Origin of the sequence: Hyphomonas jannaschiana VP2, assembly GCF_000685215.1 — a bacterium.
Lineage (GTDB): Bacteria > Pseudomonadota > Alphaproteobacteria > Caulobacterales > Hyphomonadaceae > Hyphomonas > Hyphomonas jannaschiana.
In genome coordinates, this window is record NZ_ARYJ01000005.1 from 237,184 (window position 1) to 250,793 (window position 13,610).

General features: G+C 63.1%; 9 protein-coding genes. 6 read left to right on the top strand and 3 right to left on the bottom strand.

Annotation, left to right across the window (positions count from 1 at the left end; all coding sequences use genetic code 11):
- Window positions 1–3: 3 nt before the first annotated feature.
- Window positions 4–4,539: a glutamate synthase large subunit gene (gene gltB / locus HJA_RS09750; RefSeq protein WP_035581493.1), complete on the top strand. Its 4,536-nt coding sequence runs from the start codon at window positions 4–6 to the stop codon at window positions 4,537–4,539.
- A gap of 67 nt (window positions 4,540–4,606) precedes the next feature.
- Here gltB and HJA_RS09755 read toward each other — a convergent pair whose 3' ends face one another.
- On the bottom strand, window positions 4,607–5,539 hold the full coding sequence (locus tag HJA_RS09755) for a DUF4349 domain-containing protein (RefSeq protein ID WP_035581495.1): 933 nt from the start codon (window positions 5,537–5,539) through the stop codon (window positions 4,607–4,609).
- A 326-nt stretch (window positions 5,540–5,865) separates the two neighbouring features.
- Here HJA_RS09755 and HJA_RS09760 point away from each other — a divergent pair, with 326 nt between their 5' ends.
- Window positions 5,866–7,029 carry a pyridoxal phosphate-dependent aminotransferase gene (locus HJA_RS09760; RefSeq protein WP_035581496.1) on the top strand — a complete coding sequence of 388 codons (1,164 nt, stop codon included), beginning with the start codon at window positions 5,866–5,868 and terminating at the stop codon, window positions 7,027–7,029.
- Window positions 7,030–7,058: 29 nt separating this feature from the next.
- On the opposite strand, the gene HJA_RS09765 is transcribed toward HJA_RS09760, so the two are convergent.
- Window positions 7,059–8,606 (bottom strand): acyl-CoA carboxylase subunit beta, encoded by a 1,548-nt coding sequence (locus HJA_RS09765; protein WP_035581498.1) that lies wholly within the window; start codon window positions 8,604–8,606, stop codon window positions 7,059–7,061.
- Window positions 8,607–8,794: 188 nt separating this feature from the next.
- Between HJA_RS09765 and HJA_RS09770 the strand changes: the two genes are divergently transcribed.
- From HJA_RS09770 to HJA_RS09785, 4 genes are all read left to right on the top strand, one after another.
- Window positions 8,795–9,097 (top strand): SCP2 sterol-binding domain-containing protein, encoded by a 303-nt coding sequence (locus tag HJA_RS09770; RefSeq protein WP_035581500.1) that lies wholly within the window; start codon window positions 8,795–8,797, stop codon window positions 9,095–9,097.
- 83 nt (window positions 9,098–9,180) lie between these two features.
- A complete protein-coding gene (locus HJA_RS09775; protein ID WP_035581502.1) occupies window positions 9,181–10,131 on the top strand; it encodes an alpha/beta fold hydrolase in 951 nt (316 codons plus the stop codon).
- Between the two features lie 33 nt (window positions 10,132–10,164).
- The gene (locus tag HJA_RS09780; RefSeq protein ID WP_035581504.1) at window positions 10,165–11,634 is read left to right on the top strand and encodes an AMP-binding protein; all 1,470 of its coding nucleotides are present in this window, start codon (window positions 10,165–10,167) and stop codon (window positions 11,632–11,634) included.
- A gap of 73 nt (window positions 11,635–11,707) precedes the next feature.
- Complete coding sequence (locus tag HJA_RS09785) at window positions 11,708–12,712, top strand: zinc-dependent alcohol dehydrogenase family protein (protein WP_035581505.1); 1,005 nt, start codon at window positions 11,708–11,710, stop codon at window positions 12,710–12,712.
- 151 nt (window positions 12,713–12,863) lie between these two features.
- Here the strand turns inward: HJA_RS09785 and phbB are convergent, their stop codons facing one another.
- Window positions 12,864–13,589, bottom strand: coding sequence for an acetoacetyl-CoA reductase (phbB, locus tag HJA_RS09790; protein WP_035581508.1), 726 nt, complete (start codon window positions 13,587–13,589; stop codon window positions 12,864–12,866).
- Window positions 13,590–13,610: the final 21 nt, after the last annotated feature.

Sequence of the window (13,610 nt, forward strand, 5' to 3'; positions counted from 1 at the left end):
CAGATGTCAGACTATGTGAAACAGTACGAAGAAAACCGCCAGCGCCTGATCGAGGCGCATGCCTATGATCCCATGGACGAGCATGATGCCTGCGGTGTCGGCCTCGTGGCCTCGCTGGACGGCAAGCCGCGCCGCGAGATTGTCGAGATGGGCATCAAGGCGCTGAAGAATGTCTGGCACCGCGGCGCGGTCGATGCCGATGGCAAGACGGGCGATGGCGCGGGGATCCGTGTGGAGGTGCCGCAGGAATTCTTCCGCGAACATGTCACCCGCACCGGCCATAAGCCGACGGATGCCCCGATCTGCGTTGGCCAGATCTTCCTGCCGCGTACCGATTTTGCGGCACAGGAAGCGGCCCGCACGCTGGTCGAGACCGAAGTCCTTCACTTCGGCTTCTATATCTATGGCTGGCGCCAGCCGCCGATCGACGTGTCGGTCATCGGCCAGAAGGCGAAAGATACGCGCCCGGCGATCGAACAGATCATGTTCCGCGATGCGATGGGCCGTTCCAGCGAAGAACTCGAACGTGCGCTTTACATCTGCCGCCGCCGCATTGAGCGTCGCGCCCGCGAAGCGGCCATCCCCAGCTTCTATATCTGCTCCCTGAGCAATGCGTCGCTGATCTACAAGGGCATGTTCCTCGCGCAGGACATCGACAGGTTTTACCTCGATCTGCAGAGCGAGCAGTTCAGCTCCTCCTTCGCGATCTACCACCAGCGCTATTCCACCAACACGTTCCCGCAATGGGCGCTGGCCCAGCCTTTCCGCATGATTGCCCATAATGGTGAGATCAACACGGTACGCGGCAACAAGAACTGGATGAAGAGCCATGAGATCCGCATGGTGTCCGAGACCTATGGCGAACACGTCGAAGACGTGAAGCCGGTGATCCCGGATGGCACGTCAGACTCCGGCGCGCTCGATTCCGTGTGGGAACTGCTCTGCAAGTCCGGCCGATCTGCCCCGATGGCGAAGGCCATGCTGATTCCGGAAGCCTGGTCGAAGCGTGACTCTGTCATGCCGCTCGCTCACCGCGCGCTCTATGATTACTGCAACTCGGTCATGGAGCCCTGGGACGGCCCGGCCGGTATCGCGGCTTATGATGGCCGCTGGGCCATCGCAGGGCTTGACCGCAATGGCTTGCGTCCGCTGCGCTATGCGCTGACGACGGATGGCATTCTCGCAGTCGGTTCAGAAACCGGCATGTGCCCGCTCGGCGATCACGAAGTTGCCAAGCGCGGCTCGATCCCCGCCGGGGGCATGATCGCGGCGGACCTGAAAACCGGCAAGTTCTACGACCACAAGGAAATCGTCGACTATCTGGCCGCGCAGGCGCCCTATGAGGAATGGCTGTCGGCGGTGACGGAACTGGAGCCGGAAATCGGCCCCGGCGACGAACCGCCCATGTTCGCCAAGGAAGAGTTGCTGCGCCGCCAGACGGCCGCAGGCTACACGCTGGAGACGCTGGAACTCATCCTGTCGCCCATGGTGGAATCCGGCAAGGAAGCCATCGGCTCGATGGGGGATGACACGGCCCCGGCCGTGCTGTCGTTCAATTACCGCCCGATGAGCCACTTCTTCCGCCAGAATTTCAGCCAGGTGACCAACCCGCCGGTTGACCCCCTGCGTGAAGAACGCGTGATGAGCCTCAAGACGCGGTTCAAGAATCTCGGCAACGTACTGGATACGGACAAGTCGCAGCAGGAAGTCTTCGTTCTGGAAAGCCCGGTGCTGACCAATGGCATGTATGAGCGCCTGCTGACGAAGCTCGGTGTGTCCTATACCGAGATCGACTGCACCTTCCCGGCAGAAGACGTCACCAATGATGGCAGCGCCCTGAAAGAAGCGCTCTCGCGCATCCGTCAGGAAGCTGAAGACGCCGTGCGCGAAGGCCGCGAACATATCGTGCTGACGGACCAGTACCAGTCCGCCAGCCGCACGGCCATCCCGATGATCCTGGCGACTGGAGCGGTGCACTCGCATCTTGTCGCGCAGGGTCTCAGGACATTCTGCTCCATTACGGTGCGCTCGTCCGAATGTCTGGATACCCATTACTTCGCCGTGCTCGTCGGCGTTGGCGCGACTTGCGTGAACGCCTATCTCGCGCAGGATGCGATTACGGACCGGCATGCCCGCGGCCTTTATGGCGACATGTCGCTCGGTGAGTGTGTGCAGAACTACAAGGCTGCGGTTGAAGCAGGTCTGCTGAAGATCATGTCCAAGATGGGCATCTCGGTCATTTCCTCCTATCGCGGCGGCTATAATTTTGAGGCGCTGGGCCTCTCCCGCGCGCTGGTGGCCGACTATTTCCCCGGCATGAGCAGCCGGATATCCGGCCTTGGTCTTGCGGGTCTTGAAGAGAATGCGCTCGTTCGGCACGAAATGGCGTTTGACGAGGATGTCATCTCGCTGCCCGTCGGGGGCTTCTATCGCCTGCGCGCCAAGGATGAACCGCACGCCCTCGACGGCACGCTGATCCATACGCTGCAGACCGCCTGTAACACGGGTGACTATTCTGTGTACCGCAAATTCGCGGACGCGCTGGAAGACCGTGCGCCGATCCAGCTGCGTGACCTGCTGGACTTCAAGCACACGCTGCCGGCTGTGCCGCTGACGCAGGTCCAGTCGATCAATGAAATCCGCAAGCGGTTCGTGACGCCCGGCATGTCGCTCGGCGCGCTGAGCCCGGAGGCGCACGGCACGCTGAACATCGCCATGAACCGGATCGGGGCGAAGTCGGTTTCGGGGGAGGGCGGCGAAGACCGGGCCCGCTACCGCCCGCTGCCGAACGGCGACAATATGAATTCGTCGGTGAAACAGATCGCGTCCGGCCGCTTCGGTGTGACGGCGGAATATCTGAATCAGTGCCGCGAGATCGAGATCAAGGTCGCCCAGGGCGCCAAGCCCGGCGAAGGCGGCCAGCTGCCCGGCTTCAAGGTGACCGAGTTCATCGCCCGCCTGCGCCATGCGACGCCAGGTGTGACGCTGATCTCGCCGCCGCCGCACCATGACATCTATTCCATCGAAGACCTGGCCCAGCTGATCTACGACCTGAAGCAGATCAACCCGGAGGCCCGCGTCTGCGTGAAGCTGGTTGCCCAGTCGGGCGTCGGCACGGTGGCCGCCGGTGTGGCGAAAGCCAAGGCGGACATTATCCTCATCGCCGGCGGCGTCGGCGGCACGGGCGCCAGCCCCCAGACGTCGGTCAAGTTCGCGGGTCTGCCCTGGGAAATGGGCCTTGCCGAAGCGCACCAGATCCTGTCGCTCAACAATCTGCGCGACAAGGTCACCCTGCGGACCGATGGCGGCCTGCGTACGGGCCGTGACATTGTCATCGCGGCCATGCTGGGCGCCGAAGAATATGGTATCGGCACGGCGTCGCTCGTCGCCATGGGCTGTATCATGGTGCGCCAGTGCCACTCCAATACCTGCCCGGTCGGCGTCTGCGTCCAGGACGAGGCCCTGCGTGCGCACTTCACCGGCACGCCGGAGAAGGTCGTCAACCTGATGAGCTTCATCGCGGAAGACGTACGCGAGATCCTCGCCTCGCTGGGCCTGAAATCTCTCGACGAAGCGATCGGCCGTACCGATCTGCTGGCCCAGGTCAGCCGCGGCGCGACGCATCTCGACGACCTCGACCTCAACCCGCTTCTGGTTCAGGTCGATACCGACAAGCCGATCGTCTACCAGCCGGCCCACCGCGAGGAAGTGCCGGACACGCTGGACGCCCAGATCCTGCGTGATGCCGAGCCCTTCTTCGAACGCAGTGAGAAGATGCAGCTCGAATACGACGTGCAGAACACGATGCGTGCCATCGGCACACGGTCGAGCTCTGCCATCACGCGCAAGTTCGGCATGCACGCCCTGCCGGAAGGCCGCCTGCATATCCGGCTCGAAGGTTCGGCCGGCCAGTCGCTCGGCGCCTTCTCTGTGCAGGGCCTGCTGCTGGAAGTCATCGGCGATGCCAATGACTATGTCGGCAAGGGCCTGTCGGGGGCGACCATTGTTGTGGCCCCGCGTCCGAAAGACAGGCGCTCAGCCTCTGGCGATGCGATCATTGGCAACACCTGTCTTTATGGTGCGACCAGCGGCAAGCTGTTCGCCTCCGGTACGGCGGGCGTGCGTTTCGCGGTCCGCAACTCCGGCGCCAAGACTGTGGTCGAAGGCTGCGGCGCGAATGGCTGTGAGTACATGACCAATGGCCGCGCTGTGATCCTCGGCCCCATCGGCGACAATTTCGGTGCCGGCATGACGGGCGGGGCGGCCTTCATCTGGGATCCGACCAACCGGTTCGAACGGGTTGCCAATCCCGACTCGATCGACTGGCACCCGCTGCCGGAAATGCCGGCCGAACATATCGGCGAGGCAAAGGCCCTGATCGAGGAACATGTCCGCCGCACGGGCTCTGTCCGTGGCAAGGAAATCCTCGATGACTGGGACCGGTCCGTCCACGACATGCTCATGGTCGTGCCTAAGGAAATCGCGCACCTGCTGCTCGGTCGCACCAAGCCGAAGAAAAAGGCCAAGGCGAAAGCCTGACCTTCTTCCAAACAGAAAAAGCCCCGCGGTATCGCTCCGCGGGGCTTTGTTTTGCGAGGAAGCAGGATCAGCTCTTCTTGCGGCGGATGCGCGGCCAGATCAGCTTCAGCCAGATCCAGACGAACACGCCGATCAGGATCAGCCAGGGCAGGCCGACGGCGAAGGCGGTGATCACGGCGGCGAGCGCGCTGGAGAGATTATAGAAGAAGTCCCCGAAGGCACGGGCCAGCGGCTCCAGCGCCCCCTGCGATACCGGATTGCGCTTGGTCTCATAGTTGACCGACAGCTGGCTCATGCTGACGCGCAGGCGAAGCGCGGCGAGCGTGGATTTCAGCGAGTCGATCTCGCCATTCACACGGGCAAGCTCGCGCTCGGTTTCCAGCAATTCGCCCAGCTTGCCGGGCCGGTCGGCCAGCAGCTGTTCCAGCCGGGCCTGCAGCGTTTGCTGCGCTTTCAGCCGGGCGTCGGTGTCGATGATGGAAACGGTCAGGTCTTCGGCGGTTGTCTGCCGGTTCGTGATTTCGCCTTTGGCGGCTTCTGCCTCGGCATCGACCCCGTTCAGGAACTGCTCGATCCAGTCGGGCGTCGCGCGCAGGTTCAGCGAGGCGGATGCCGAATCCTCCGAATAGGCGTTCATCCAGGAATTCGTCACCATGCAGACAGCCGGACCAGCCTTGTTGCAGGCGTCGATATGGCCTTGCAGGGTCGGCTCGATCGCGGCGACGGGCAGGCGCATGCCGAGGGAATGGGAGTAGGCGATATATTGCTGGGCGACGGATTCCCCTCCCGGGCTGCCGCCACCAGCATCCATCTCCTCCATATAGATGCCGTCTTCGGCGACAATATTGCCCGCCATCGACTTCTCGGTTGCGGGCATTATCGGGTTCAACGGCCGGGCCGATTCGGCATAGTCCGACCGGCCGGGCCCGCCACAGGCGGCCAGTGCAAGTGTCGAGATGGTCAGCGCCGACAAGGCGATACGCAGTGATTGGGTATTCATCGGGGTCCCTCCAGTGGACACATCTCCCACATGAAACGCGGAAAAAGGCAATATTCCGCTCGGAAAGGGAAGAATTCGGGCGGTGCCGCCGGATTCTGCGCTCACCGGACATGCGTGGCGGGGGCAGGGAAGGGGCAGCGCCTGCGACGCGGGCGATTCTGGTCAGCGAGAATGCAATCGCGGATCGATTCCCCGGCCGGGCGACCTTTGTGTTGCCCCGGCTGGAGGCTGGGCGGAACGTGCCCGCATACCCGGCGCGACGGAGGGTGCGCCGGTCCTCCAGCCTCGGTGAGAGACCCTCCGGACCATTCTAAGGACCCAAGGTCATGATCAGAAACACAAGCGCTCCGTTCTTTTCGCCTTCCCGCCGCAGTCTGATGAAGCTGGCGGGTGCCGGCGCTGTTGGCGCCGCGACGGCCCTGTCGGCATGTTCGGAAACCGCCACCGCGGCCACCCCGGCCAATGATGCCATCGACCCGGATGCCCTCGCCATCCTGTCGTCAAACGAAAACCCGTATGGTCCGTCGCCGAAAGCGGTTGAGGCGATCAAGGCTGAAGCGGCGAACCTTTATCGCTACACCTATCCGACCGTGTCGAAATTTGCCGAGATGGTTGCCGAGCGCGAAGGCGTTGCACCGGAGCAGGTTCTGGTCACCAACGGCTCGACGCCGATCCTGGCTGCCTTCTCTGACTGGGTGAACGTGAAGGGCGGCAAGATCATCACCTCCGCCATCACCTATGAAGGTGTGCCGCGCGTGGCTGAACAGGCTGGCACCGAAGTCGTCTACATGCCGCTGACCCAGGACATGGGGTACGACATGGAAGCCATCGCCGCCCGCGTTGGCCCGGATACCGGGGCTGTCTATCTCTGCAACCCGAACAACCCGACCGGCAAGACGATCCCGACGGCACAGTTGAAAGCCTTCGTCGAAGACGTCAGCAACAAGGTGCCGGTCTTCGTCGACGAAGCCTATCTCGACATGTCAGACGACTATCCGGGCAATGTGATGTCCGAATTCGTTGCTGCCGGTAAACCGGTTGTCGTGGCACGGACCTTCTCGAAAATTTACGGCATGGCCGGTCAGCGTCTCGGCTATGGACTGATGCCGGCCGACATGGCGATGGACATGCGCAAGACGGGGCGCCTGTCGAACGTCAACTATCTGGGTCTCGTCGGCGGTATGGCCAGCCTTGAAGACACGGAACATTTCGAAAAGATGCGCGCCACGATGATCCGTGGCCGACAGAAGCTGATCGCCATGGCCGCAGACCTGGGCCGTCCGATCGCGCCGGATCCGCAGGGCAGCTTCATCTATATGGATGTCGGCATGCCTGCGAAGGATTTCGCGGCCAAGATGCTGGACCGCAATGTCCGCGTCGTCGGCGAGCGCTGGAGCGACCTGCCGAACTGGACGCGTATCTGCGTTGGCCTCGATCACGAGATCGATAAATGCCACGCGGCCGCGAAAGAAATCCTGACCTCAATCTAAGGGGGGTGGGGCCCCGGTCCTGACTCCGGTCAGGGCCGGTATCCGACCTTGCGCTCACCCGGTTCCAGAACGCGCCAGGCATGGTGGATGAAGTCCACCAGCAGGGGACGGGTGTCGCGCGGGTCGATGATTTCCTCCGCCAGGAAACTTTCCGCCGTGCGGAAGGGAGAGCGGATCGCCTCGAATTTCCGGTAGAGCTGTTCCTTCAGGGCGTCCGGGTCTTCGGCCTCGGCCAGCTCCTTGCGGAACGCGGCTTCGATGCCGCCGGCCATGGGCAGGCTGCCCCAGTCGCCGCTCGGCCAGCAATAGCGCCACTTCGTCTTTGACTGGTTCATCATCGCCGACCCGGCGAGGCCATAGGCCTTGCGGATGACCACGGAGCAGACCGGCACATCCGCCTGGTAGACGGCCGTCATCGCCCGCACGCCTGCGCGGGTGACACCGGCGGTCTCGGCTTTCACGCCCACGGCAAAGCCCGGGCAGTCGACAAAGTGGATGACCGGCAGGTGGAACATGGAGCAGAGGTCCATGTGGCGGGTGACCTTGTCGCACACATCCGCCGTCCACGCGCCATCCAGGAAGAAGGGGTCGCCCGCCAGGATGCCGACCGGGTAGCCGTCGATCCGGGCAAGGCCGGTGACGATGCCACGGCCCCATTCCTTGCCGATCTCGAAGAAGCTGCCATGGTCGACCGTGGCGTCGATGATCTTGCGCGGCTTGTAAGGCGTCTTGCCGTCCGTCGGCACGATGGAGAGCAGGCTCTCTTCCTTCCGGTCCGGATGGTCGGCCGGCGCGACGCGCTCCGGCAGGTCGTGTACGGACGGGGGCAGGTAGGACAGGAAGCGCCGCGCTGCGATGAAGGCGTCGGCTTCGGTGTCGACCACATTGTCCACTGTGCCGTTCTGCGCCTGGATCTTCCAGCCGCCGAGTTCTTCCTTGGTCACGTTCTCGCCAAGCGCGATGGCCACAGGGGGGCCTGCCACGAAGACCTGGGAGAGCTCTTTCACCATGACGGAGAAATGGCTGGCCGCCACGCGGCCTGCGCCCATGCCCGCGCAGGGGCCGAGGGCCAGCGAGACGAACGGCACCTGCGTCATGCCGTGAACGATCTCGTTCCAGCCGGGTGTTTCGGGGATGTAGGTGCGCGGGTCCTTCTCCAGCGACTTGACCGAGCCGCCGCCGCCCGTGCCGTCGATCATCTGCACCAGCGGCATGCGATACTCCGCCGCCATTTTGATCATCTGGACCATCTTCTGCCAGATCGAGGCATCCGAGGCGCCGCCGCGCACGGTGAAGTCGTCGGCGAGGATCACTGTCGGGCGTCCATCCAGCGTCGCGCGCCCGGTGACGGAGCTGGCCGGCAGGAAGCTTTCCATCTCGTCGTCGGAGGTATATGTCGCGCGCCCGGCAATCTTGCCGATCTCATGGAAGCTGCCCGGGTCCGCCAGAAAGGCGACACGCTCGCGCACCGTCAGCTTGCCGCGGCCGCGCTGGCGTTCGACCGGCTCGTCGCCGCCCATCTTCTCGGCCAGCCTTTCGCGGCGGCGGAGCTCTTCAATCGATTTTTCCCAACTCATGGGCTGAGCTTCCATGCTTCCCCAGCGCTAGGTCAAGCGGATGTGAGACCAGTCCGGCAAGAATTCTGCTCGCCCGGCTCACGAAACAGGAGGCCCTCATTACGGTACGGTATGTCACACAGCTTTTCCTTGATTTTCATACCGCGGGTCTGCTTTATCGCTTCAAATCCATTCCAAGGAGGAATCTCATGGATCTCGCAGAACTCACATCCAAGGCCAATGAAGCTGTTTCCGCTGGCGGCGACTTCAAGAAAAAGGTGAAGTTTGACTTCGGCGACGCCGGCAAACTCTTCATCGACGGCATGAACGGTGTGGCCAACAATTCCGACGACGCTGCGGATGCCACCATCAAGGTTGACTGGGAAGACTTCAAGAAGATCGCTTCGGGCGGTCTCGACGCGACGATGGCCTTCATGCAGGGCAAACTTAAAGTTGAAGGCGACATGTCGGTTGCCATGCAGCTGCAGAGCCTGATGAAGGCGCTTTCCTAAGGAGAGCCGCCCTTCGGGTTTGACAGGTCAGGCCGCCCCGGGACACCCTGCGGGCGGCCTTTTCCTTTTGGGATCACACGCACATGGACACGACCTCTTCGCCGGATACCGAATTCGTGCTGGTGCCCGGCAATCCGCCGCCACAGGGCGCGGAGATCGTCTGGTTCAAGGGCACAGGCGGACGGGCGCTCCGGGCCTGTGTCGCCCCGGCGCTGGCCCCGGACAAGCCGCGCGGCACGGCCATTGTCTGCCCGGGCCGGACAGAGTTCATCGAGAAATATTTCGAGGTCGGCCACGAGCTTCAGGCCATGGGCTTTGCCGTCGTTATCCTCGACTGGCCGGGGCAGGGCCTGTCGGACCGCCTGCTGGAAGACTCGAAAAAGGGCCATATCGACCGGTTCGAAACCTTCATGGGCGCGCTCGCCAATGGGCTGGAAGCGCTGGATGACCGGCTGCCGCGCCCTTACGTCTCGCTCGCCCATTCGATGGGCGGGGCGATTGCGCTGGCGGCGATTGCCGACGAGCTGGTGAAGGTGGACGCGGCGGCCTTCTGTGCCCCGATGTGGGGGATCAAGTCGAAATTCTTCGGCATGCGCTATCTCGTCTGGGCGATGCGCGCGACGGGCCGGTCCGGCGATTATGCCATCCAGCCCGGCCCGCCGGAGACGTTCGAGACCAATATCGTCACCCATGACAAGAAACGCTGGCAAATGCAGCGCGCGCTGGTCGACGCCCGGCCGGAGCTGGACCTTGGTCCGGTGACCTGGGGCTGGCTCGGCGCCTCGCTCGACATTCTGGCGCGGTTCACAAAAGCGAAGACGCTGAAGACAGTGACCATCCCGGTTTTCGTCGCCTCGGCAGCCGAAGAACAACTGGTCGACAATTCGACCCATACGGCGATCTGCAAACGCCTGCCGGATTGCGAACACGTCACGGTCGAGGGCGCGATGCACGAGATCCTGATGGAAACCGACGACAAGCGCGCGGAGTTCTGGGAGGGCTTCCAACGCCTCCTGAAACGTGCGGATATATAGAAACAAGAACAGTCTCTGGGGAGGAGGAAATCCGTGGCGATCATCACGCTTTCGCGCATTCTGGCATTCTGGGCGGGCAAACAGCCAGACCGGGCGGCCATTGACCATGAAGGAGTCCAGATCAGCTGGGCCGAACTGGACAAGCGGACGAACCGCCTGGCGCGCGCCTATGAAAAGCTGGGCGTGAAGCAGGACGATTTCGTCACCATCGCGCTGCCCAACGGAATCGAATTCTTCGAAGCCTGCCTCGCCACCTGGAAGGCCGGGGCGACGCCGCAGCCGATTTCTGCGCGCCTGCCCAAGCATGAGCGGGATCAGATCGTGGAGCTCGGCAAGCCGTCGCTCGTTATTGGCGTCCCGGAAGGCGAGTATGGCGACACGCCGTCCGTGCCGGAGAATTTCGTGCCGGATGCGAGCCTTCCGGATACGGAGCTGCCAGAGCGCATGGCGGCCTCGATCAAGGCGATGACCAGCGGCGGCTCCACCGGCCGGCCAAAACTGATCGTCTCCAAGATCCCGGCTGCCTGGGATCCGGAGCTGCCTTATCTTGAAATCCCGGTCCAGGGCGCGATCCTTATTCCCGGCCCGCTCTATCACAATGGCCCGTTCATGTGGGCGATGATTGCGCTCTTCAAAGGCTGCACCGTGGGCATCACGACGCGCTTCGACGCGGAGAAGACGCTGGCCACGATCGAGCGGCTGAAAGTGGATGTCGTCTACACCGTGCCCACCATGATGCGCCGCATCTGGGCGCTGCCGGAAGAGGTGCGGAACAAGTACGACCTGTCCAGCCTGAAGGCACTCTGGCATCTCGCTGCGCCATGCCCGGCCTGGCTGAAAGAGTGTTTCATCGAATGGCTCGGCGGCGACGTGATCTGGGAACTCTATGCCGGCACCGAAGGCCAGGGCACGACAATCATTCAGGGAACGGAATGGCTGGAGCATCGCGGCTCTGTCGGCAAGCCGGTCGAGGCCTGCGAGATGATTGTCGTTGACGAGGACGGCAACCGCCTGCCGCCCGGCGAAGTCGGCGAGATCTTCATGCGCCCGCTGGAGGGGCCGGGCACGACCTATCGCTATATCGGCGCCGAAGCCAAATCACTGGAAGGCGGCTGGGAAAGTCTCGGCGACATGGGCTATATGGACGCGGACGGCTATCTCTACCTGACGGACCGCCTGTCGGACATGATCCTGTCAGGCGGGGCGAACATCTATCCGGCCGAAGTGGAGGCTGCGATCGATGCCTATCCGGGCGTTCAGTCCTCGGCCGTGATCGGCCTGCCGGATGAAGACATGGGCGCGCGTCTGCATGCCATCATCTGCCGCCCCGAAGGCGCCGTGGACGAGGCTGACATGCTGGCCCATCTGTCGGACATGCTGGTGCGCTACAAGATTCCGAAGAGCTTCGAATATGTCAGCGAAGCCGTGCGCGACGATGCCGGAAAAGTGCGCCGCAAGACGCTTCGCGAGGAGCGCATCGCCGCCATGGCGCAGGACGCCTGAACGGGTTCCGGTTCCGCTTGACTTACCTTAGGGCGGGGCCCGTCCCCTCCTGAAAAGTCAGGAGGAGACCCAAATGAAAGTTGCTGCCGTCAAGAAGCCGGGCGGGCCCGGAAATCTCGTCATCGAAGAACGTCCGGACCCCGTTGCGGGCCCGGGCGAGGTGCTTGTGCGCGTGCGTGCGTCCAGCCTCAATTATCACGACTTTGTCGTCGTCATGGGTGGCATCCCGACACCGGACGGACGCATCCCGATGTCCGATGGTGCCTGCGAAGTCGTCGCCGTCGGCGAGGGCGTGACGAAATGGAAAGTGGGCGACAAGGTCCTCTCGCTCTTCTTCCCGGGCTGGCAGTCCGGCCAGATCGAGGCGGCAGGGTTCAACTCCGTTCCCGGAGATGGGGCAGACGGGTTCGGCGCCGAACTGGTGGCCGCGCCGGAAACCGCCTTCACGCGGATGCCGGAAGGCTGGACCTTTGAGGAAGCCGCGACCCTTCCGTGTGCGGCGCTCACCGCCTGGCGCGGGATCGTTGCCGAAGGCAAGATCAAGCCGGGCGACTGGGTGCTGACGCAAGGCACGGGCGGCGTCTCGATCTTCGCGCTGCAACTGGCGAAGGCGGCCGGCTGCCGGGTCATCTCCACCTCGTCTTCGCCGGAGAAGCTGGAGAAGCTGAAAGCCCTCGGCGCCGATCATGTGATCAATTACAAGGAAAATCCGGAATGGGGCGCCGAAGCGTTCAAGCTGGCCGGCGGGCGCGGCGTGGATGAAGTCGTCGAGATCGGCGGGCCGGGCACCATGGCGCAGTCCATCGCGGCCTGCCGTCCGGGCGGGCACATCTCGCTGATCGGCGTTCTGACCGGCGTATCGGGCGAAGTGCCGACAGCGGCGCTTTTCTCGCGTAACATCACCCTGTCGGGCATCACCGTCGGCTCGCGCCGGATGCAGGAAGACATGATCGACGCCATCGAGGCGAACGGCATCAAGCCGGTGATCGACTCGACCTTCCCGCTCGAAAAGATCGCCGACGCATTCGCGCATCAGGCGAGTCAGAAGCATTTTGGCAAGATCGTCCTGACGGTCTGATCCGTTATGGTCATTTATAGTCCGGCATAGTCATGAGACGTCATGCCGGAGCACGCCCTGGTCCGGTATGATCATGCCATGATCATGGGCTGACATGAAAAAACGCCCTCCCGGCAGGGGAGGGCGTTTCTTTGTTTCAGGATGAAACAGCTTAGCCGGCGATATACTGCGCGCCGTTCACCGTCATCGTCGCGCCGGTGATGAACGCACCGTCGTCGCTGGCGAGATAAGCGCACATCGAGGCGATTTCTTCCGGCTTGCCGAGACGGCCGACCGGGATCGTCGCGATGATGCCCTCGAGCACTTTCTCAGGCACAGCGCGCACCATCTCGGTGTCGATATAGCCCGGGCAGACCGTGTTCACGGTGATGCCCTTCTTGGCGCCTTCCTGGGCGAGCGCCTTGGTGAAGCCGATCAGGCCGGCCTTGGCGGCGGAGTAGTTCGCCTGGCCGAACTGGCCCTTCTGGCCGTTGATGGAGGAGATGTTGATGACGCGGCCCCAGCTGCGCTCGCGCATGCCGTCCCAAACCTGGCGGGTGACGTTGAAGGCGGAGGTCAGATCGATGTCGATCACCTGCTGCCATTGGTCTTTCGTCATTTTGTGGAAGGGCGCATCGCGCGTCACACCGGCATTGTTGATGACAATGTCGATCGGGCCGAGATCCTTCTCGATGGCTGCGATGCCTTCACCGACAGCGTCATAATCGGCGACGTCGAACTTGTAGACATGGATGCCGAGCTCATCGGCGGTCGCCTTTGCCGCTTCCTCGTTGCCGGCATAGTTTGCCGCCACTTTGTAGCCGGCTTTCGCCATGGCTGCGCTGATGGCGTGGCCGATACCGCGTGTACCGCCTGTAACCAGAACTGTTTTGGACATGGGTGCTCCTCCCTGGATTTT